At 71.7% G+C, this 18,783-nt stretch carries 21 protein-coding genes and 1 tRNA gene; 9 read left to right on the forward strand and 13 right to left on the reverse strand.

Going from position 1 to position 18,783, the window contains the following annotated elements; all coding sequences use genetic code 11:
* Nucleotides 1–105 precede the first annotated feature (105 nt).
* Entirely contained in the window at nt 106–1,683 is a 1,578-nt protein-coding gene (cimA, locus tag ACIBQ8_RS47690; RefSeq protein WP_397172490.1) for a citramalate synthase, read from the forward strand.
* 141 nt (nt 1,684–1,824) lie between these two features.
* Here the strand turns inward: cimA and ACIBQ8_RS47695 are convergent, their stop codons facing one another.
* Both ACIBQ8_RS47695 and ACIBQ8_RS47700 read right to left on the reverse strand, forming a co-directional pair.
* Nucleotides 1,825–2,553 carry a response regulator gene (locus tag ACIBQ8_RS47695; protein ID WP_397195499.1) on the reverse strand — a complete coding sequence of 243 codons (729 nt, stop codon included), beginning with the start codon at nt 2,551–2,553 and terminating at the stop codon, nt 1,825–1,827.
* On the reverse strand, nt 2,550–3,680 hold the full coding sequence (locus ACIBQ8_RS47700) for a sensor histidine kinase (protein WP_397195500.1): 1,131 nt from the start codon (nt 3,678–3,680) through the stop codon (nt 2,550–2,552). The genes ACIBQ8_RS47695 and ACIBQ8_RS47700 overlap by 4 nt, the downstream gene beginning before the upstream one ends.
* Nucleotides 3,681–3,799: 119 nt before the next feature.
* Between ACIBQ8_RS47700 and ACIBQ8_RS47705 the strand changes: the two genes are divergently transcribed.
* On the forward strand, nt 3,800–4,441 hold the full coding sequence (locus tag ACIBQ8_RS47705; RefSeq protein WP_397195501.1) for a hypothetical protein: 642 nt from the start codon (nt 3,800–3,802) through the stop codon (nt 4,439–4,441).
* Here the strand turns inward: ACIBQ8_RS47705 and ACIBQ8_RS47710 are convergent.
* Nucleotides 4,438–5,295, reverse strand: coding sequence for a phosphotransferase (locus ACIBQ8_RS47710; RefSeq protein WP_397195502.1), 858 nt, complete (start codon nt 5,293–5,295; stop codon nt 4,438–4,440). The genes ACIBQ8_RS47705 and ACIBQ8_RS47710 overlap by 4 nt on opposite strands.
* Nucleotides 5,296–5,381: 86 nt before the next feature.
* Here ACIBQ8_RS47710 and ACIBQ8_RS47715 point away from each other — a divergent pair, with 86 nt between their 5' ends.
* Nucleotides 5,382–6,113 (forward strand): PIG-L family deacetylase, encoded by a 732-nt coding sequence (locus ACIBQ8_RS47715; protein WP_397172481.1) that lies wholly within the window; start codon nt 5,382–5,384, stop codon nt 6,111–6,113.
* A gap of 5 nt (nt 6,114–6,118) precedes the next feature.
* On the opposite strand, the gene ACIBQ8_RS47720 is transcribed toward ACIBQ8_RS47715, so the two are convergent.
* The gene (locus ACIBQ8_RS47720) at nt 6,119–7,750 is read right to left on the reverse strand and encodes a heparinase II/III family protein (RefSeq protein ID WP_397195503.1); all 1,632 of its coding nucleotides are present in this window, start codon (nt 7,748–7,750) and stop codon (nt 6,119–6,121) included.
* Between the two features lie 139 nt (nt 7,751–7,889).
* On the opposite strand from ACIBQ8_RS47720, the gene ACIBQ8_RS47725 reads away from it, so the two are divergent.
* Entirely contained in the window at nt 7,890–8,486 is a 597-nt protein-coding gene (locus tag ACIBQ8_RS47725; protein ID WP_397195504.1) for an HD domain-containing protein, read from the forward strand.
* Here the strand turns inward: ACIBQ8_RS47725 and ACIBQ8_RS47730 are convergent.
* From ACIBQ8_RS47730 to ACIBQ8_RS47760, 7 genes are read right to left on the reverse strand one after another with little or no spacing between them, the layout of a single operon-like run.
* The gene (locus ACIBQ8_RS47730) at nt 8,483–8,824 is read right to left on the reverse strand and encodes an antibiotic biosynthesis monooxygenase family protein (protein WP_397172475.1); all 342 of its coding nucleotides are present in this window, start codon (nt 8,822–8,824) and stop codon (nt 8,483–8,485) included. The genes ACIBQ8_RS47725 and ACIBQ8_RS47730 overlap by 4 nt on opposite strands.
* A gap of 24 nt (nt 8,825–8,848) precedes the next feature.
* Nucleotides 8,849–9,415, reverse strand: a complete 567-nt coding sequence (locus ACIBQ8_RS47735; RefSeq protein ID WP_397172474.1) for an alkaline shock response membrane anchor protein AmaP — start codon at nt 9,413–9,415, stop codon at nt 8,849–8,851.
* A complete protein-coding gene (locus ACIBQ8_RS47740; protein ID WP_397195505.1) occupies nt 9,412–10,074 on the reverse strand; it encodes a DUF6286 domain-containing protein in 663 nt (220 codons plus the stop codon). Before ACIBQ8_RS47740 ends, ACIBQ8_RS47735 begins: the two co-directional genes overlap by 4 nt.
* A complete protein-coding gene (locus tag ACIBQ8_RS47745; protein ID WP_397172470.1) occupies nt 10,071–10,439 on the reverse strand; it encodes an Asp23/Gls24 family envelope stress response protein in 369 nt (122 codons plus the stop codon). Before ACIBQ8_RS47745 ends, ACIBQ8_RS47740 begins: the two co-directional genes overlap by 4 nt.
* Nucleotides 10,436–10,624 (reverse strand): hypothetical protein, encoded by a 189-nt coding sequence (locus tag ACIBQ8_RS47750; RefSeq protein WP_352352177.1) that lies wholly within the window; start codon nt 10,622–10,624, stop codon nt 10,436–10,438. The genes ACIBQ8_RS47745 and ACIBQ8_RS47750 overlap by 4 nt, the downstream gene beginning before the upstream one ends.
* Entirely contained in the window at nt 10,621–10,956 is a 336-nt protein-coding gene (locus ACIBQ8_RS47755) for a hypothetical protein (RefSeq protein WP_397172468.1), read from the reverse strand. Before ACIBQ8_RS47755 ends, ACIBQ8_RS47750 begins: the two co-directional genes overlap by 4 nt.
* Nucleotides 10,953–11,438 carry an Asp23/Gls24 family envelope stress response protein gene (locus ACIBQ8_RS47760; RefSeq protein ID WP_397172590.1) on the reverse strand — a complete coding sequence of 162 codons (486 nt, stop codon included), beginning with the start codon at nt 11,436–11,438 and terminating at the stop codon, nt 10,953–10,955. Before ACIBQ8_RS47760 ends, ACIBQ8_RS47755 begins: the two co-directional genes overlap by 4 nt.
* A gap of 165 nt (nt 11,439–11,603) precedes the next feature.
* On the opposite strand from ACIBQ8_RS47760, the gene ACIBQ8_RS47765 reads away from it, so the two are divergent.
* Nucleotides 11,604–12,380 (forward strand): fumarylacetoacetate hydrolase family protein, encoded by a 777-nt coding sequence (locus ACIBQ8_RS47765; RefSeq protein ID WP_352319059.1) that lies wholly within the window; start codon nt 11,604–11,606, stop codon nt 12,378–12,380.
* A 34-nt stretch (nt 12,381–12,414) separates the two neighbouring features.
* On the forward strand, nt 12,415–13,746 hold the full coding sequence (gene gltX, locus ACIBQ8_RS47770; protein ID WP_397172588.1) for a glutamate--tRNA ligase: 1,332 nt from the start codon (nt 12,415–12,417) through the stop codon (nt 13,744–13,746).
* Here gltX and ACIBQ8_RS47775 read toward each other — a convergent pair.
* Nucleotides 13,640–14,890 (reverse strand): MATE family efflux transporter, encoded by a 1,251-nt coding sequence (locus tag ACIBQ8_RS47775; RefSeq protein WP_397172466.1) that lies wholly within the window; start codon nt 14,888–14,890, stop codon nt 13,640–13,642. The two genes, gltX and ACIBQ8_RS47775, sit on opposite strands and share 107 nt — an antisense overlap.
* Before the next feature lie 54 nt (nt 14,891–14,944).
* On the opposite strand from ACIBQ8_RS47775, the gene ACIBQ8_RS47780 reads away from it, so the two are divergent.
* Complete coding sequence (locus tag ACIBQ8_RS47780) at nt 14,945–15,487, forward strand: PadR family transcriptional regulator (RefSeq protein WP_397172465.1); 543 nt, start codon at nt 14,945–14,947, stop codon at nt 15,485–15,487.
* 61 nt (nt 15,488–15,548) lie between these two features.
* Here ACIBQ8_RS47780 and ACIBQ8_RS47785 read toward each other — a convergent pair whose 3' ends face one another.
* A complete protein-coding gene (locus ACIBQ8_RS47785) occupies nt 15,549–17,519 on the reverse strand; it encodes a M3 family metallopeptidase (RefSeq protein WP_397195506.1) in 1,971 nt (656 codons plus the stop codon).
* Between the two features lie 166 nt (nt 17,520–17,685).
* Between ACIBQ8_RS47785 and ACIBQ8_RS47790 the strand changes: the two genes are divergently transcribed.
* Together ACIBQ8_RS47790 and ACIBQ8_RS47795 are read left to right on the forward strand one after the other, a co-directional pair.
* Nucleotides 17,686–17,757: transfer RNA gene (locus tag ACIBQ8_RS47790), tRNA-Gln, on the forward strand.
* Between the two features lie 353 nt (nt 17,758–18,110).
* A complete protein-coding gene (locus tag ACIBQ8_RS47795; RefSeq protein ID WP_397195507.1) occupies nt 18,111–18,707 on the forward strand; it encodes a hypothetical protein in 597 nt (198 codons plus the stop codon).
* Nucleotides 18,708–18,783: the final 76 nt, after the last annotated feature.

The following is an 18,783-nucleotide window of genomic DNA, read 5'->3' on the forward strand; positions in this document are numbered from 1 at the left end:
GGCAGGCGCGCTGGCTGACACAGGGACACCGCCAGCGCGCAGACCTCTCACGTCCGTGAGGGGTCTTTTTGTTTTCCAGAACACGGATCCGAAAGAAGAGACTTCATGGCCGACGACCGCTTCCACGTCTACGACACGACCCTGCGCGACGGCGCGCAGCAGGAAGGACTCAACCTCACCGTCGTCGACAAGCTCGCCATCGCACGGCAGCTGGACAGCCTGGGCGTCGGTTTCATCGAGGGGGGCTGGCCGGGCGCCAACCCCAAGGACACAGAGTTCTTCAGGCGCGCTCGAACAGAGCTCGACCTGAAGCACGCGCAGCTCGCCGCGTTCGGCGCGACCCGCCGGGCCGGTGTGAAGGCCGCCGACGACCCATTGGTAGCCGCATTGCGCGAATCCGGCGCGCCGGTCGTGACCCTTGTCGCCAAGAGCCACGACCGGCACGTGGAGCTGGCCCTCCGCACGACTCTCCAGGAGAACCTCGCGATGATCCGCGACACGGTTTCTCACCTTCGTGCGGAGGGACAGCGAGTCTTCCTCGACGCCGAGCACTTCTTCGACGGCTACACGTCCAACCCAGCCTACGCGCTCGAAGTGCTGCGGACCGCCGCCGAAGCCGGGGCCGACGTCATCGCCCTGTGCGACACGAACGGCGGCATGCTGCCCGACGAGCTGGCCGAGACCGTGCACGCGGCCGTCCAGACCGGGGCCCGCGTCGGCATCCACTGCCACGACGACACCGGCTGCGCCGTCGCCAACACCCTCGCCGCGGTCAAGGCGGGCGCCACGCACGTCCAGGGCTGCGCCAACGGCTACGGCGAGCGCTCGGGCAACGCCAACCTCTTCACCGTCGTCGCCAACCTCCAGCTCAAGCGCGGCTTCGACCTCGTGCCGCGGGAGGCGCTGGCCGACATGACCCGCATCGCCCACGCGATCACCGAGGTCACCAACGTCACCCCCAACTCGCACGCCCCCTACGTCGGCATGTCGGCCTTCGCCCACAAGGCCGGCCTGCACGCCAGCGCCATCAAGGTCGACCCCAACCTCTACCAGCACATCGACCCGGCCGCCGTGGGCAACGACATGCGCATGCTCGTCTCCGACATGGCCGGCCGCGCCTCCGTCGAGCTCAAGGGCCGCGAGCTGGGCTACGAGCTGACCCCCGAGCACACCAAGACGCTCGTCGAGCGCGTCAAGGACCTGGAGTCGCAGGGCTTCACCTTCGAGGCCGCCGACGCGTCGTTCGAGCTGCTGCTGCGCGACACCGTCCAGGGGGCGCGGCGGCGGCACTTCGAGGTGGAGTCGTGGCGGGTGATCGTCGAGCGGACGAAGGGCGGCGAGCTGGTCAGCGAGGCCACCGTCAAGCTGCACGCCAAGGGCGAGCGCATCGTCGCCACCGGCGAGGGCAACGGCCCCGTGAACGCCCTGGACAAGGCCGTACGGCAGGGGCTTGAGCAGCTCTACCCCGAGCTGGCTCGGCTGGAGCTGGTGGACTACAAGGTCCGCATCCTCGAAGGCACCCACGGCACGGACGCCGTCACCCGCGTCCTCATCACCTCCAGCGACGACACCGCCGAGTGGGCGACGGTGGGGGTGGCCGAGAACATCATCGACGCCTCGTGGCAGGCGCTGGAGCAGGCGGTCACGTACGGCCTGCTGCGCGCGGGCCGCGACTGCGGCTGACCCTGGAGGCGGCGCCCGCTCCGAGCGGGCTGCGGAGGCGCCCATGGTGACCAGGATGCGCGGTGCCATGGGGGCCGGTCCGATCACGGCGGCGAAGCTTGTGGACGCTTCGGTGGCGGTCATCACCTTCATGGAAGCGGATCATCCGATCGACGGGATGTCGTCCGCAGGGTCGCCGGGGCGGACGAGGCCCGATTCGTAGGCGTGGCGGACCATCTGGGCGCGGTCGCGGAGGGCGAGTTTGGTCAGCAGGCGGTTGATGTGGGTGCTGACGGTCGCCTCCGTGATGGACAGCGTGCCGGCGATCTCGGTGTTGGACAGGCCCCGCGCCACCAGCCGCAGCACCTCCTCCTCCCGGGCGGTCACCCCCGTGGCCGCCGGCGACGGGGCGGGGGCCGTACGCCGGTAGGCCGCCACGACGCGGCCGGTCACCGCCGGGTCGAGCAGGACGTCGCCCCGCGCGGCGCTGCGGATGGCGGCGAACAGGTGCTCGGGCGGCGACACCTTGAGCAGGAACCCGCTGACCCCGGCGTGCAGGGCGAGGTCGAGGTTCTCGTCGGTGTCGTAGGTGGTCAGCATGATCACCCGTGGGGGCGCCGGGGTCGCCAGGATGCGGCGGGCGGCCTCCAGGCCGTTCAGGCGGGGCATCGCGATGTCGAGCAGCACGACGTCGGGGCGCAGGCCGCGGGCCAGCTTCACGGCCCGCTCGCCGTCGGCCGCCTCGCCCAGCACGGACAGGTCCGGCTGGGTGCCGATCATCAGGCGCAGCCCGGCCCTGATCATCGCCTGGTCGTCGGCGATCAGCACGTCGATCCTCCCGCCGCCGGGCTCGTCGGGGGTGGAGGGGGCGTTCGGGGAGGAGGGGGTCACAGGGGGAGCTCCGCTCGTACCGTGAAGCCGCCTTCAGGCAGAGGGGCGGCCGTCAGCGTGCCCTCGAAGAGGGCGGCCCGCTCGCGCATGCCGATCAAACCGTGGCCGCCGCCCCCGGCCGACGGCGACCGGGGGCCGCGCGGCCCCCGGTCCGTGATCTCCAGCCGGAGCTCCGCCGGCAGGTACGAGACGCTCACCGCCGCCCGCGTCGGCCCCGCGTGCTTGAGGGTGTTGGTCAGCGCCTCCTGGACGATCCGGTACGCCGACAGATCCAGCCCGGCCGACAACGGCGCCCGCTCGCCCGACACCGCCAGCGTGACGTCGAGCCCCGCCGACCTGAACTGCTCCAGCAGCTCCTCCAGCCGGTCGAGGCCGGCCTGCGGGAGCAGATCGCCGGCCTGCGTGCCGCGCAGCAGCCCGAGCATGCGCCGCAGCTCCTCCATGGCCTCCCGGCCGGCCGCCTCCACCGTGGTGAGCGCCTGCCGCTCGGGCTCCTGGTCCTCGCGCAGCAGCAGCCGTACGGTCCCGGTGTGCATGGTCATCACGCTGACGCTGTGCGCGACGATGTCGTGCAGCTCGCGGGCGATGCGGGCCCGTTCCTCCTGCACCGACTCGCGGGCCAGCAGCGCGCCGCGCTCTGCCGCCTGCACGGCCAGCACGCGGTGGCGGCGTACGGCCAGACCGGCTCCGGCGGCGATGGCGCACATCACCAGCGCCACGGCGACGTCCCCCCAGCCCGACGGAGGGGAGGCCCTGGACAGCATGGCGGCCACGAACACGCCCGTCGCGGTCAGCCCGGCCACGGCCCGCGCGCTGTCGGGCCGCACCTCGGCCAGCAGCGTGCACAGCAGGACGAGCTGGGTGTAGAACTGCCAGGCCGCGGGGGAGCCGGGCGCCAGCGCGAACGTCGCGATGTTGGCGGCCGAGTAGCCGGCCAGGATCGCGAACGGCGCGCGCGTCCTGAACAGCACCGCGACGGCGGTGACCAGCCCGGCGGCGATCCACAGCAGCAGGTAGGAGCGCGGAGAGGCCATCGAGCGCACGCTGACCTCCTCCGCGACCGCGAACAGGGCCACGACCGCCGCCACGAGCCAGTCGACGGGGGAGGGGGAACGGCGGTGGAGCATGAGGCGAGAGTAGCCCGCCCGGAATGTCGTAATGTGCAGCGGAATCACCCGTAAGGGGGACGCCGAGTCCAAGCCTGCCTTGACGACGGGCCCGGCGGGCGACGCCTACCGTGCCCGGCATGTTCACCGACGCACTCTCCATCCGCCGCTTCCTGGCCGGCGCGAGCCTCGTCCTGGCCCCGGTCTGCCTGATCCTCGGCATGATCACCGACCCGTCCGAGTTCGGGGTCGAGGACCCGCTGGTCTACGCGCACAACCCGGGCGCCGTGGGCGTCAGCGCGACGCTCCTGCACTACACCTGGGTGCTGTTCGTGCCAGGGGTGATCGGCATGGTCCTGCTCGTCCGGGGCAAGGGCAGGGCGCTGGCCACCGTCGCGGGCGCGCTCGCGGTGCCCGGCCTGATCAACTTCTCGTCGCTGATGATCTCGGACTTCTTCGACATCGTGCTCTTCGACGCCCTGCCCGCCGCGCAGGCCGAGAAGCTCATGCAGGACGCCGCGCAGCCCGCCCTCATCGCCGCCTGGCAGCTGCCCGGCATGATCGGGTCCTTCCTGGGCCTGGTACTCGTCGCGGTCGCGTACGCGCGGGCGGGGCTGGCGGGCTGGTGGTTCCCGGCGGGCGTGCTGGCGGGCATCGTGGTGTGGTTGTTCGGCGCGAGCGCGTGGAACCTGGTCCTCGGGATCGGCGGCCCGGTCATCCTGCTGGCCGCGTTCGGCGCCGTGGGCGTGTCGATCATGCGCACGCCGGAACGGGCGGCCTAGAGCCGGTCGGGGCCGCCGTCCTCGTCCAGCCAGGCCACCACGTGGGCGGTGAAGCTGTCCACGAGGGTCAGGGGCTCGCCGGCCAGCACGAGGAGGGCGACGAGCTGGTTGACGCCGAACGCGCGCTCCCACGTGACCGCCCGCCGATAGGTGCCCGCGTCGACGGCGTCGCGCAGGTGCTCCCAGCCGTGCCAGCCCATGAAGGCCGCGTCGATCGCCGGGTCGAACAGGTGGGCCCGGTCCCAGTCGAGGACGCCGACCAGCTTGCCGTTCGCGTCCCAGTGGACGTTGTCGCCGACGAGGTCGCCGTGGACCAGCGAGTCGGGGACCTGCTCCAGGGCCAGGGCGTCGTCGAGGCGCCGGCGTCCCTCCTCCCGCCACCTGGCCGGGAAGCGCGGGACGACCTCTTCGGCGAGGATCGTGCTCCAGCTCGCGGGCCCGGCGTACGAGCGCGGGGCGGGCAGCAGGGCGCGCAGCTCCGGGGTGACGGGCAGCTCGCGGAGGGCGCCCAGCAGCTCGCCGATCAGGGCCGGGTCGCCCCGCCCCGCGCCGAGCCCGGCGCCGTCCAGCCAGGAGACGGCCACGGCGGCGCGCTCCCCGAACGTCGTCACCGGCGTCAGCGGCTCGGGCACCGCGAACGGCAGCCCGGCGGCCGCGATCGCGCGCAGCAGCTCGGTCCGCCGCGGCAGCGCCGCGCTCACGCTCGGCCGCCGCCCGACCCGCACGGCCGCCACCCCGGGAAGCAGCACGACGTCGTGCATCCCGCCGGGGGCGAGCCGCGCGCTGCCGAGGGGAGCGCCGGGCACGAGCGCGTCGGCGATCTCCAGCAGGTCAGGGGGCACAGGCTCGCTCATCGGTTCATCTCTTCCGGGGGGACGGGTGTTCGCGTAGAGCCTACGCGGGTCCCGACCGGCGCCCGGCCTCCATACGATGGTGACCCATGAGCTTCAGTGTGCTCGGCGTGCACGCCCACCCGGACGACGAGGCGATCTGGACCGGCGGCACCCTCGCCAAATACGCCGACGAGGGCGCCACGACCGCCGTCGTCACCTGCACCTGGGCCGAGGGCACCCAGCGGGCGCAGGAGCTGGAACGCGCCCTCGACATCCTCGGCGCGGGCAAGCCCCGGCTGCTCGGCCTCGCCGACGCGGGCAAGCCCGAGTCCGCCCCCGGCCGCCCGCGCTTCCTCGACGTGCCCTTCGACGAGGCGGTGGGCCTGCTGGTCGAGCACATCAGAGCCGTCCGGCCCGACGTCGTGCTCACCTTCGACGGCTTCGGCGGCTACGGCCACCCCGACCACGTGCACGTGCACCGGGTCACCCTGGCCGCGGTCGAGGCGGCCGGCTACGACCAGCTCTACCCCGGCACGGGCGACCCCTGGCGGCCGCACGCGCTCTACCTGGCGACCGTCCCGCGCTCGGTCGTGACGGCCCACTGGCGGGCGGTCTTCGGCGCCGATCCGGAGCCCGGCCAGGCGCTGCCCGGCGTCCCCGACCACCAGGTCTCGGCCGCGATCGACGTGTCGCGCTGGTCGGAGCGCAAGTGGGCGGCCATGCTCGCCCACGAGTCCGAGGTGGAGCGCGGCGCGTCGATGACCATGCTGACCGGGCTGCCGGAGCGGGCCCGCGCCCAGATGCTCGCCAACGAGTGGTACCGCCGGATCGCCTTCTAGACCGGCTAGAGCAGGCCCGCCGACAGGGTCTCGCCCTCGACCTTGAGCTTGCCGCCCGAGCACGACACCTTGGGCGAGTCGGTGCCCGGCACGATCACCGTCAGCAGCGACTTCGCCGCCGGCGACACCACCACGTTCGTCGCGTCCTTGGCCAGGTAGGTGGGCGACACCCAGCCCAGCCTGCCGCCGCGCTCCACCTTCTGGCCGCCGACCCGCTCGCACGCGGAGAACTGCATCAGCGTCACCTTGAAGGCGCCGTCGGCCAGCACCACCTTGCCGCCGCTGTTCGAGACGACCTTGTACGAGGGCGCGAACCGCCACAGGTTGCTGACCTTCTTGCCCCCGGAGGCCGTGTCGAGCACCGCCATCAGGTCCTGGCCGTGGTTCACCAGCACCGAACGCGTCCGGCTCACGCCGTAGGCCTTGTCCGTGAGGCGGAAGGCCTGCCGGTCCTTGCCGTAGGAGGTCTTGGTCAGCCGGGACGAGGTGCGCGGCCGGAACCGGGCCCCCTCGACCGCCGGCACGTTGTGTGCCTCGGGGGAGAGCGTCCAGTAGCGGTAGGCGCTCTTCTCGTAGGAGTGGAAGCCGCCGTCCATGAGGATGTCGCGGCCCTGCGCGTAGTACGTCACGCCCAGGTGGTCCTCGTGCCCGTGGAACTTCATGCCGGGCCCGAACCTGATCGAGTAGTACGACGAGTCCGGCTTGCCCCAGGCCGTCCGGCCGTAGACGTAACCGGCCTTGTAGACCTTGACCTTCTGCTTCGGGGTGCCGGTCTCCATCTTCGGCTCGGTCTCGGCGCTGCCGTCGCCGATGGGGACCATGTAGCCGTTGGGCATCGTGGAATGGGCGATGAAGTCCTTCAGCGCCTCGGCCCGCCGGCTGATCTCGGCCGGCACCTTGCGGTCGCACGCCTTCATGTTGGTGATGGCGACCTGGAGGCGGCCGTACACGTAGACGGCGTAGCGGGGGGCCTGCTCCATGAGCGCGCCCTGGGAGTCGACGTCGAGCTTGACCGTGCCGGTGAGCCGCCTGGAGGCCAGGTTCGACCAGTCGGAGCGGCCGTACCGGCAGCCGATGCCCATGAGGGCGATGTCCTGGTCGATGCCGTGGTTGTGGCCCTTCTTGTACAGCCGCGCGTCCGACAGCAGCCTGGCGTGGTCGGCCAGGCTGTCCTTCAGCCAGCTCTCCTTGACGTGCATGCTCAGGCACAGCAGCGGCTGCGTGCGCAGCGAGACCGGGTGGTCCTTCCACACGTACGGCTTGGTGGCGGCGGCCCCGCGCCGGTTGTTCGCCACCCAGTCCTTGGTGATCTCGGTGGCACGATCCAGGTAACGCCGCTCGCCGGTGTTCTCGTAGGCCACGACCAGCGTGCCCATCCAGCGCAACGACTGGAAGACGAACTCCCACGACCGGTTCCGGTACGGGCTCGCCCCCCAGTCGATGTCCTTGCCCAGCTTGTACGCCGGCAGCCCGACCAGCGAGATCTCGCCCTTCATGACGTCCTCGGCCGTCGGCGTGCCCGGCAGCCAGTCGCCTTGGCACTGCGCGGTACGGGTCACCTTGTCGGCGGCCTGCGCCGGGCTCGTCAGCCCGCCGAGCGCGAGCGTGAGGGCAAGAGGTATCGCGAGCCGGCGCACGCCAGGGTTCCTTCCGGACAAGAAAGTGAGGGCGGGACATGCTTTCGGAATCACGATCAACCGGTCAAGTCGCGTACCGGATCGTTAACGGCCCGATGCCCGCCGGTGCCTGCGACGCACCGGATGTCATGCTGGAGCCGTGAGATTCGACGACATCGTGCTGCCCGACACGCCCGCCTGCCGCGGTGCGCTGGAGGTGGCCACCCGCTACCAGTCACCCTCGCTGCTCAACCACTCCATCCGCGCGTACCTCTGGGCCGCCGCGTACGCGCAGAACAGGGCGATCGACTTCGACGCCGAGCTGCTCTACGTGTCGTCCATGCTGCACGACATCGGCCTGGTCGCCGAGTTCGACAGCCAGACGGTGCCGTTCGAGGAGGCCGGCGGGCACGTGGCCTGGGCCTTCTGCGCGGGTGCCGGCTGGTCGCCCGAGCGCCGGCTGCGCGCCTCCGAGGTGATCATCCGGCACATGTGGGAGGAGGTGCCGGTGGAGGAAGACCCGGAGGGCCACCTGCTGGAGCTCTCCACCGGCATGGACATCTCCGGCCGGCGCACCGAGGACATCCCCGACGGCGTGCGGCACGAGGTGCTGGAGCGCTACCCGCGGCTGGAGATCGCCAAGGAGTTCGCCGCCTGCATCGCCGACCAGGGCGCGCGCAAGCCGTCGAGCTACGCCGGCCAATTCGTGCGCGGCGGGATCGCCGACCGCATCGCCGCCAACCCCCTCGACGCCTAGCCCTTGGGCCCCGCGCTCTGCACGACGTCGAAGCTCCACACCTGGGAGTCCGTCGCCGCCGGGCCCTGCCCGTGACCGTGGCCCTGGCCCTGACCCGCGGCGGCCTGGGCGTGGCCGCGCTGGAACGCCTGGCCCTGCTGCCAGGTCCGGAAGTCCTCCTCGCTGCGCCAGCGCGTGTAGACGAGGTACTGGTCGGTGCCCTCGACCGGCCGCAGCAGCTCGAACCACTCGAACCCGTCGGCCGACTCCACCATCCCGGCCCGGCCGGAGAACCGCCGCTCCAGTTCCTCCCGCATCTCGGCGGGCACGGTCAGGACGTTGATCTTCACGATGGACAACGGAGGACCCCTCTCGGCGAAGCCTTAGCGCACGACCCGCTGCGTCGCAGGTGAGGGCTCCAGGCTAACGCGGGCCACCGCCGGTACGTGATCCCTGTCCAGCGCGTCCCGCAGGTTCGGCAGGGTGACCCGGGACAGGTGCTCGCTCAGCTCGCTCATCGGGGCCGCCTCGTCGGCGGCCACGCGCAGCCGCACCTCCGGGTGGCCGCGCGGGCCGACCAGGTCGGCGTCGGCGTTCAGGACGGCGGGGCTGGCCTCGACGTCGGCGGCGACCGCGTGGGCCATGCCGCCCGCCGCGATCTCGGTGACGCCGTCCGGCCCGGCCTCCAGGCGCAGCCGGGTACGGGCGTCCCTGCGGCCCTGGGCGACCAGCCAGCGCAGGGCCAGCAGCGCGACCAGGACCGACACGGCGGCCACGGCCCACCACACGGCCGGGCTGTTACGGGTGAAGAACCCGCGGACGCCCGCGTCCACGATCGGCGTGGACGGCCCCAGCAGCCCGCGGGCCAGCGTCAGCCCGCCGAGCCCGGCCAGCACCAGCCCGACCAGGGCCAGCCCCCACCGGTTGCCGCGGCCGGTCTTCCTGTTCATCGGCGCTCCTTGACGTTGACCGCCACCCGGTACGGCTCCACCGGGTCCAGCCCGGCGAGCCTGGTGAGGACGGCGTCGCGCACGGCCCGGCCGAAGCCCTCGTCGTCCCAGCCGGACGTGGCCGGGGTGACGGCGACCGTACGGCCGCGCAGGCTGGCGTGCGCCGAGCGCACCCCGGGCACCTCCTCGGCGGCGTGCTCCAGGGCCCTGGTGAAGCTCTTGGGACGCACGCCGATGATCAGGTCGGGGTCGCCGGTCCGCACGGGGACCATCCGCGGCCGTCCCGGCACCAGGGCGGTGACCAGCAGCGCCAGCCCGGCCAGCGCCACGATCGCGGCCCCGGTCAGGACCAGCGGGTCCGACCACGGCGTCGTGGCCGCCCACGCCAGCATCCGGTCGTGGGGCAGCCACCGCAACGGGCTGCCGAGCAGCGCGGACACCGTCTCGGCGGCCACCAGCAGCCCCAGCAGCGTGAGCAGGACGGCGACCACGATGGCGGGCACCCGGCGCTGCGGCCGGAACGCGCGCACCGCGGCCCGGTCGGCGTCCTTGTCCCGCGGCGGCGCCGCCCCCGGCTCGCCCCGATGCGCCCCCGCCGCGTCCGGCGGGACGGCCTCCCGCCTCTCCTCTGGCTCCTCGGACGGGAGCGGGCGGGTCATGCCGGTCCTCCCGCCAGATCGGTCATGATCACGTCGAGGCGGGTGACGTCCAGGCCGGTCTGCATGGCCACCCGGTTGCGCACGTGCTCCCGCAGCCGCGCGGCCACGGCGTGCAGCGGGGCCGGGTAGGCGACGGTCACGTCCAGCTTCAGGGTGGCCCGCTCGCCGCGCACCTCGGCGCTGGACGAGTGGGTCCACGGCGCCCCGCCCAGCCGCACGTCGAGCACCTCGGGCACCTCCCGCGCCGCGCAGCAGGCGATCTTGGCGACCACCCGGTCGGAGATCTCGGTACGGCCCCGCCGCTCGGGTTCGGCCGACGGCGCGAGCCGCTGCCGGGGAACCGTGACGTGGGCAGTGGTGGTCATCGCCGCCTCGCGGTCAGCCCCGACAGGTTCAGCTCGCCGGTCTCGGCGACCTTGCCGACCAGGAAGCCGACCGCGCCGAGCACGAGGACGAGCAGGAACGCGCCGAGGCCGCCGAAGGCCCCCGCGAGTCCGAGGATGATGCCGACCGCCATGCCGATGACCGGCAGCCAAGGGACGTTGCTCATGATTCCTCCACCACGTCGATCACGTCGTCGATGCGTACGTTGACGGGACGCCCGCCGCCCGGCTGCCACACCGCCTGGCGGACGTCCTCGGCGGTCTCGGGCAGCGGCCGTTCCAGGGTCGCCACGATGGCGATCTCCACCGTGTCCCCGTCGGCCGAGACGCCCATGACCCGCGTCCCGGGCAGGTACGTCGCCACCGTCCCGAACGGGCCGCCGGAGAGCCCCGCCACCCCCGGGCAGGCCCGGACGAGCTCGGCCAGCGTCTCGGCCTCCGCCTTGGCGTCCGCGTCGGCGTCGGCCCGCGTGTAGGCGGTGGCGCCGGGGCCGGTCATTGGACCCGTGGCTCCGGCTGCTCGATGACGTCGCGGCGACCGTCGCCCCTGTCCTTGTCGCGGTCCTGGCCGGGCAGGTGCACGTCGTCGACCCTGATGTTGACCTCGGTCACCTCCAGGCCGCACATGCGCTCGACCGCCGCGATGACGTTCCTGCGCACGGCCGCGGCCAGGTCGGGGATGGCGGTGCCGTATTCGGCGACCAGGTCCATGTCCACGGCCGCCTGGCGCTCGCCGACCTCGACCGAGACGCCCTGGGCGACGCTGCGCTCCCCGCCGACCATCCCGCGCACGTTGCCGAGCGCCCTGGCCGCGCCGCCGCCCATGGCGTGCACGCCGGATACCTCGCGTGCGGCCAGTCCGGCGATCTTGGCGACGACGACGTCGTCGATGCTCGTCGTGCCCTTGTCGGTGACCAGCGAAGTCGCCGGCCCGCCCTCCTGCGTTCTGGCCCGCGGTACGGCAGAAGTCTGGTTGACCATCGTGTCCGGCACGTTCCGTCACCCCCTAGAAGTCTCTGATAAGCAGAGATATCCCCTTAACCACCACCGATGCCCCACAAAACGGACTCTGGGGGCATTTATGGAGAGTTCCTGACTTTTTTGGCGGTGGGCGGACCCCTCCGGCGGCGGCGATAGCCTTGTCAGGTGCGTATAGCGAGGTTCTCCACAGGCGAAGGCGTGTCGTTCGGCGTGGTCGAAGGCGGCCCTGGAGAGGAGTTCGTCTCCACGGTCTCCGGCCATCCGTTCGGCCAGGTGCAGTTCACCGGCGAGCGCTTCCCGCTGTCCCAGGTGAAGCTGCTGGCCCCGATGCTGCCGAGCAAGGTCGTCGCCATCGGCAGGAACTACGCCGAGCACGCCCGCGAGATGGGCAACGAGGTGCCCGACGAGCCGCTCATCTTCATGAAGCCGTCCACGTCGGTGATCGGCCACGGCGAGGCCATCGCCTACCCGACCTCGCTGTCCGACCGGGTCGACTACGAGGGCGAGCTGGCCGTGGTGATCGGCAGGCTCTGCCGCGACGTGCCCGTCGACCGGGTCAAGGACGTCATCTTCGGCTACACCTGCGCCAACGACGTCACCGCCCGCGACCTGCAGAAGAAGGACGTGCAGTTCACCCGGGCCAAGAGCTTCGACACGTTCTGCCCGCTCGGGCCCTGGATCCAGACCGATCTCGACGCGAGCGACCTCGCGCTGACCACCACGGTCAACGGCGAGATCCGGCAGAGCGGCCGCACCAGCCAGCTCATCAACGACATCCCCGCGCTGGTCGCCTACGTCAGCGCGGTCATGACGCTGATCCCCGGCGACGTCATCCTGACCGGCACCCCGGCGGGCATCGGCCCGCTGGAGATCGGCGACGAGGTCAGCGTCGGCATCGAAGGCATCGGCACTCTCACGAACAAGGTGGTCTCCCGTGACTGATCTACGGGTGCGTTTCGCCCCGTCCCCGACCGGCATGTTCCACGTCGGCGGCGCCCGCACGGCGCTGTTCAACTGGGCCCTCGCCGAACAGTCCGGCGGCCGCTTCGTCCTGCGCGTCGAGGACACCGACGCCACGCGCAACCGTCCGGAGTGGACCGAGGGCATCATCTCGGCCCTCGACTGGATCGGCATCAACGGCACCAACCCGGTGTTCGAGGGCCCCTACTTCCAGTCGGCCTACGAGCCGCAGCACCGCGAGGCCGTGGCCAAGCTGCTGGCCGACGGCAAGGCGTACCACTGCGACTGCACCCGCGAGACGCTGGTGGCCCGCACCGGCTCCGAGCACAAGGGCTACGACGGGTTCTGCCGCGAGCGCGGCCTGACCGAGGGCGCGGTGCGCTTCCGCACCCCCGACGAGGGCGTCACCCTCGTCGAAGACCTGATCAGGGGCAACGTCGAGTTCCCCAACGAGGCCCAGGAAGACTTCGTGATCGCCCGCACCGACGGCTCGCCGCTCTACGTGCTGGCCAACGCCGTCGACGACATCACCCAGGGCATCACGCACGTCGTGCGCGGCGAGGAGCACCTCGGCAACGCCGCCAAGCAGATGCTGCTGTGGCCGGCGCTCGGCTCCACCCCGCCGGTCTGGGCCCACCTGCCGGTGATCGTCAACGAGCAGCGCAAGAAGCTGTCCAAGCGCCGCGACAAGGTGGCCCTGGAGGACTACCGCGACGAGGGCTACCTCGCCGAGGCCATGGTCAACTACCTCATGCTGCTCGGCTGGGGCCCCGGCGAAGACCGCGAGATCATGCCGTGGGCGGAGATGGTCCCGCTGTTCAGGCTGGAGGACGTCAACTCCGCCAGCGCCTTCTTCGACGAGAAGAAGCTGCGGGCCTTCAACGGCGAGTACATCAGGGCCCTGCCGCTGGAGACCTTCGAGGAGCGCTGCTCGCCCTACCTCGACCCCGCCTGGGACCGCGAGCTGTTCAGCAAGGTCGCGGCGCTGGCCCAGACCCGCATCGGCGTGCTGTCGGAGATCCGGCAGAACGTCGACTTCCTCTTCCTCGACGAGCCCGTCTTCGACCAGCCGTCCTGGGACAAGGCGATGAAGAACTCCCCGGTGGAGATCCTCGGCGGCTACCTCGACCGCCTCCAGACGGTCGCCTGGGACCCTGACTCGCTCAAGGAGGCCCTGGAGGAGGTCGGCGCGCCGCTCGGGCTCAAGCTGGGCAAGACCCAGGCCCCCGTACGCGTGGCGATCACCGGCCGGACGGTGGGCCTGCCGCTGTTCGAGTCGATCGAGGTGCTCGGGCGCGAGCGCTCCATGGAGCGGATCCGAGCGGCGCTAGCGCGCCTGCGAGGCTGAGCGACGACCCGACGGCCATCGACAGCCACACCCCCGTGACGCCGAGCCACGAGCTCAGCAGATAGGCGAGGGGCAGCTGCACCGCGAAGCCCGCCAGCGTGGCGGCGAGCAGGCGGCTGCCCCTTCCGCTCGCCTGGAGCACCCCGCCGACGGCGATCAGCCCGCCGAACGGCACCAGGTAGAGCGCCATCCAGCGCAGGAAGCCCACGGCCACCGCCGGGTCGTCGGTGAACAGCCCGGCCGCGGGCGCGGCCACCAGGTTGACCACGACCGCGACCACCGCCCCCGTCACCAGCCCGAGCCGCAGCGGTGACCCGACCGGCTCCGACCGCGCGGTGCGGATCATCGCCGCCTGGCGCAGCGCGTAGAAGACCATGACCCCGGCCAGCATGATCTTCTGGCCGATGCCGTACCCGGCGACCTCGGCCGTGCCGAACCCGGCCACGATCTCCACCAGCGCCATGCCCACCAGGGAGCGGGCCAGGAAGTCGCCCGACATGGGCAGGCCGGTGCGCAGCACCTCGCCGGCCAGCAGGCCGTCGCCGCCGGCGGCGCGGAGCCGTACGAGGGAGGTCAGCGCCACCCCGAGCGTGACCAGCCGGGCCGCCACGGTGGCCAGCGCGGCCCCCTGGACGCCCAGGTCGAGGCCGTAGATGAGCAACGGGTCCAGGACGATCACCAGGGCGTTGCAGATCAGCGCGTTCCGCATGGGAGTCTTCGTGTTGCCCAGGCCCTTGAGGATGCCGTCCACGACGGTCTGGGCGAAGAACACCGGCAGCCCGGCCAGCGAGACCAGGAAGAAGCCGGCCGTCAGCCCCGGGTCGTCGGTGAACAGGGCCGCCAGCGGCTCGCGCAGCAACACGCCGGGGACGGCGACGGCGACCGAGAACGCGGCCCACAACAGCCAGCCCGTCCTGATCACGGGCCCGATCGGCGCGCGCCCGTCACGCCGCCCGATGAGCACGGTCATCCCCGTCGGGACGGCCAGGAACAGCCCGTAGGCCAGGTATTCGGCCGTGGTGCCCACGGTGACCGCCGCGATGGCGCCCTCCCCGAGCCCCGAGACCCACAGCAGGTCGATCACCCCCACCGCCACCACGGCCGTGAGCAACTCCACATAAATGGGGAGGGCCAGCCTGAACATGCATACCTCGTTTCGTTGTATCTCGTTTAGAGGTATAGCGTTACGATGCACGACATGGCAAGCGGCGGGGATCTGTCCCTCACCATCCTGGGATTCCTGAACGAGCGTCCGATGCACGGCTACGAGCTCAAGGCGCGCCTGGCCGCGCTCACCGGCCATCTCCGCCCGGTCAGCGACGGCGCCCTCTATCCCGCCATATCGAGACTGGAGAGCAAGGGCCTGGTCGAGCGGCACGAGGAGGCGGGCGCGGCGGCGGCCCGCAGGCAGGTGCTCACGCTCACCGGCAAGGGCCGCGAGGAGCTGCTGCGGCGGCTGCGCGAGCCGAGCGAGCTCGACGTCAGCGACCAGACGCGCTTCTTCGCCCTGCTGACCTTCCTGTCGGCGCTGCCCGACCCGGCCGACCGGTCACGGGTGCTGCGCCGCCGGCTGGCCTTCCTGGAGGCCCCGGCGAGCTTCTTCTACGAGGACGGCCGGCCGGTCCGGATCAAGGACGAGCCCGACCCGTACCGGCGGGGGATGCTGGAGATCGCCCGCGCGTCGAGCCGGGCGGAGAAGGAATGGCTCCGGCAGCGCATCGAGGAGCTGCCGGAGCCGTAGGGAAAGCCTCGTCGGGGGAGGCGGGGGAGGCGGGGGAGGCGGGAGAAGCGGGGAGCGGCGGTCAGTCGAGGCCGCGGCGGGCCAGCAGCGGCCCGATGCCCGCCTCGCGCCCGCGGAAGTTGCGGAAGGCGGTCAGCGGGTCGATGCTGCCGCCCCTGGAGAGCAGCTCGCGGCGGAAGTGGTCGCCGTTCGCCCTGGTCAGGCCGCCGTTCTCCTTGAACCACTCCACGCTCTCGGCGTCGAGCACCTCGCTCCAGATGTAGGAGTAGTAGCCGGCGCTGTAGCCGCCCGAGAAGATGTGGGCGAAGTAGTTGGTCCGGTAACGCGGGCGCACCAGCCGCACGTCGATCCCGGCCGCCTCCAGCGCCCGCTGCTCGAACGCCTGCGCGTCGGCCACCTGCTCGCCGGGCGCCAGCCGGTGCCAGGCCCAGTCGAGCAGCGTGGCCGCCAGGTACTCCACCGTCGCGAAGCCCTGGTTGAACTTCTCGGCCGCGTTGAGCTTCTCCACCAGCTCGGCGGGCATCGGCTCGCCCGTCTCGTGGTGCTTGGCGTAGTTGGCCAGGATCTCCGGCCAGGTCACCCACATCTCGTTGACCTGCGAGGGGTACTCGACGAAGTCGCGCGGCACGCTGGTGCCCGACACGCGCGGGTAGCGCACCTGGGAGAACAGCCCGTGCAGCGCGTGGCCGAACTCGTGGAAGGCGGTGTTGACCTCGTCGTACGTCAGCAGCGTGGGCCCCGAGGCCGGCTTGGTGATGTTGAGGTTGTTCATGACCACCGGCAGCTCGCCGAACAGGTGCGACTGGTCGACCAGGTTGTTCATCCACGCCCCGCCGCGCTTGTTCGCCCTGGCGTAGGGGTCGAGCAGGAACAGGCCGAGCGCGCCGCCGTCCTCGTCGAACACCTCGAAGACGGTCACGTCGGGGTGGTAGCCGCGCAGGTCGGGCCGTTCGGTGAAGGTGATGCCGTAGAGCTTGGTGGCGGCGAAGAACACGCCGTCCCTGATGACCCGGTTCAGCTCGAAGTAGGGGCGCATGGCGTCGGCGTCGAAGTCGTAGCGGGCCAGCCGCACCTTCTCCGAGTAGTACGACCAGTCCCAAGGCTCGATCTCGAACCCGGCCTGCTCGGTCAGCGCCTCGGCCTCCTTTCCGGCGTTGCGCACCGCCGGGCCGACGAGCTGGCCGAGCATCTCCTCGACCGCCTCGACGGTCTTGGCCGTCTGGTCGGCCACCGAGTAGGCGGCGTGGTCGGGGAAGCCGAGCAGCGCGGCCCGCTCGGCCCGCAGCGCGGCCATCCTGGCGGCCCGGTCGAAGTTGGCCGGGGCGCGGCCGACGCTGCGCTCGTACAGGCGGCGGCGCACGTCGCGGTCGGTGAGCTGGGCCAGGCCGGGCTGGTTGGTGAAGTTCAGCAGCGGCAGGACGTACGTGCCGTCGTCCTTGCGCAGGGACTCGATCCTGGCCTCGTCGAAGCCGTCGAGCTCCTTGGGGTCCGTGAGGACCAGGGCCTCCTCGGTGGACGCCTTGAGCAGGGTCTGCGCGAACTCGGTCGACAGCTTCGACAGCTCGCCGTTGAGCTCGCGCAGCCGGTCCTGCTCCGGCTCCGACAGGTCGGCCCCGGCCCGGACGAAGTCCTCCCGGTACTTCTCCAGCAGCCACGCCTCCTCGGCGTCGGACGTGCCGACCTGCTTGATCCGCGCCCACAGCGCCCGGTTGAGGCGGATGGCGTCGTTGTGCGCGGTCAGCTTCGGGGAGATCTCCTTCTCGATCTCCATGATCCCGTCGCTGGAGTTGGACGCGGCCATGCTGAAGAAGACCGTGGCCGTGCGGTCGAGGATGCGCCCCGAACGCTCCAGGGCCGCGATCGTGTTGTCGAAGGTGGGCGGCTCGGTGCTGTTCGCGATCGCGTCGACCTCGGCCAGGTGCTCGGCCATGCCGCGCTCGAACGCGGGCAGGTAGTGCTCCTCGCGCACGTCCGCGAACGGCGGCAGCTGGTACGGCAGGCTACTAGGGGCGAAGAACGGGTTCTCGGCCAACGCTTGGGCTCCTCCACGTGGTGTTTTGTCCTCTTCAGCTTGGCACGTCGGAGCCTGTGCCGCAGGCGGCCGGACGCCGCTTCGGCAATCGTTTTGGTCTTACCCCCCGAGCTGGGCTATTCTTTCGGACGTCGCCAAGCGCGCTCCGAGAAGGAGTTCGCAGCGGTGGGGTATGGTGTAATTGGCAGCACGACTGATTCTGGTTCAGTTAGTCTAGGTTCGAGTCCTGGTACCCCAGCAAGTTTCCGAAACGGATGTCTCCCTGAGAGACATCCGTTTTTTCGTTTCCCACGGCGTCGCCACGTTCGCTCCCTCAAGGCGCGCTGAGCACACTGATGCCACCAGGGCGGCCCTGACCCTGTCGTACGCGGACGAAGACGCCATTCTCGACACCCGCGTGACGCCGGGCGCGGTTTCGTCCCGCAGGAGGCTGTTGAGGGCTTCGAGGCTGAAGTCCTGCGCCGACGGGCCTGCCCCGCCATGGGCGCCGAACCCGCATGGACGGCCTGGCCGCGATCAGGAAGCCGGGCCCCGGGGCCGTGGCCGAGGGCTTCCGCCGCGGGCCGCCCGCCGGGTAGCCTCCCTCGCCTTATGGACGAACCTCGCCTCCAGGACGAATTCCGCATGCGGGAGGGCGGCCTCGCACGTTTCGTCGCCCCGTTCGCCGCGCCGCTGGCGCTCTTCTTCGCCGTCTGCCTGCTGCTCGGGGCCGTCCTCACCGGCAGCTCGGCGCTGGGGGTCGTGATCGGCGCGCTCGCCACGGCGGCGCTGACCGGCGTGCTCGTCATCAGGCACCGCCGTCTGGTCGCGGGCACGGTGGTGCGCTTCTCGCCGGAGGGCGTGGAGCTGGCCGACGCCCGCGGCTTCCGGGTGCGCCTGCGCTGGCCCGACATCGCCGCGATCGGCGTGGTGGACACCCGGCCGGCCGACCCCAGGCCCCTGGGCCGGCCCGGCGGCCTCCGCGTGCGCGTCCCGGCGCTGCGCTCGGCGGGGCTGGTCGGGTGGGGTGAGCGCACGCTCCCGCCGCGGACGCCGCGGTGGATGCGCGAGCGCCTGGCCCGGGTGCCCGCCGACCCCGTCACCGGACGGCCCGAGGTCGCGATCCCGCTCGGGGAGATCGACCCGCTGTGGGAACGGGGGCCGATGGGCGACTGGGTCCGCCGCCACAGGCCCGATCTCATGCGCTGATAAGCGGTTTGGTTGTGGTCTGCGGGGTGCGGTAGAGTTACCTGCGTCGCCGGGGAGGCCCGGCACACCAGCTTGT

The organism is Nonomuraea sp. NPDC049646 (assembly GCF_044465525.1).
GTDB lineage: Bacteria > Actinomycetota > Actinomycetes > Streptosporangiales > Streptosporangiaceae > Nonomuraea.

What these genes read in the sequence shown, in the direction of transcription:
- ACIBQ8_RS47760 (WP_397172590.1), bottom strand. Translation starts at nt 11,438, where the DNA reads ATGGTCAACCAGACTTCTGCCGTACCGCGGGCCAGAACGCAGGAGGGC.
- ACIBQ8_RS47750 (WP_352352177.1), bottom strand. Translation starts at nt 10,624, where the DNA reads ATGAGCAACGTCCCTTGGCTGCCGGTCATCGGCATGGCGGTCGGCATC.
- ACIBQ8_RS47775 (WP_397172466.1), bottom strand. Translation starts at nt 14,890, where the DNA reads ATGTTCAGGCTGGCCCTCCCCATTTATGTGGAGTTGCTCACGGCCGTG.
- ACIBQ8_RS47700 (WP_397195500.1), bottom strand. Translation starts at nt 3,680, where the DNA reads ATGCTCCACCGCCGTTCCCCCTCCCCCGTCGACTGGCTCGTGGCGGCG.
- ACIBQ8_RS47795 (WP_397195507.1), top strand. Translation starts at nt 18,111, where the DNA reads ATGGACGAACCTCGCCTCCAGGACGAATTCCGCATGCGGGAGGGCGGC.
- ACIBQ8_RS47735 (WP_397172474.1), bottom strand. Translation starts at nt 9,415, where the DNA reads ATGAACAGGAAGACCGGCCGCGGCAACCGGTGGGGGCTGGCCCTGGTC.
- cimA (WP_397172490.1), top strand. Translation starts at nt 106, where the DNA reads ATGGCCGACGACCGCTTCCACGTCTACGACACGACCCTGCGCGACGGC.
- gltX (WP_397172588.1), top strand. Translation starts at nt 12,415, where the DNA reads ATGTTCCACGTCGGCGGCGCCCGCACGGCGCTGTTCAACTGGGCCCTC.
- ACIBQ8_RS47715 (WP_397172481.1), top strand. Translation starts at nt 5,382, where the DNA reads ATGAGCTTCAGTGTGCTCGGCGTGCACGCCCACCCGGACGACGAGGCG.
- ACIBQ8_RS47705 (WP_397195501.1), top strand. Translation starts at nt 3,800, where the DNA reads ATGTTCACCGACGCACTCTCCATCCGCCGCTTCCTGGCCGGCGCGAGC.
- ACIBQ8_RS47780 (WP_397172465.1), top strand. Translation starts at nt 14,945, where the DNA reads ATGGCAAGCGGCGGGGATCTGTCCCTCACCATCCTGGGATTCCTGAAC.
- ACIBQ8_RS47745 (WP_397172470.1), bottom strand. Translation starts at nt 10,439, where the DNA reads ATGACCACCACTGCCCACGTCACGGTTCCCCGGCAGCGGCTCGCGCCG.
- ACIBQ8_RS47740 (WP_397195505.1), bottom strand. Translation starts at nt 10,074, where the DNA reads ATGACCCGCCCGCTCCCGTCCGAGGAGCCAGAGGAGAGGCGGGAGGCC.
- ACIBQ8_RS47755 (WP_397172468.1), bottom strand. Translation starts at nt 10,956, where the DNA reads ATGACCGGCCCCGGCGCCACCGCCTACACGCGGGCCGACGCCGACGCG.
- ACIBQ8_RS47710 (WP_397195502.1), bottom strand. Translation starts at nt 5,295, where the DNA reads ATGAGCGAGCCTGTGCCCCCTGACCTGCTGGAGATCGCCGACGCGCTC.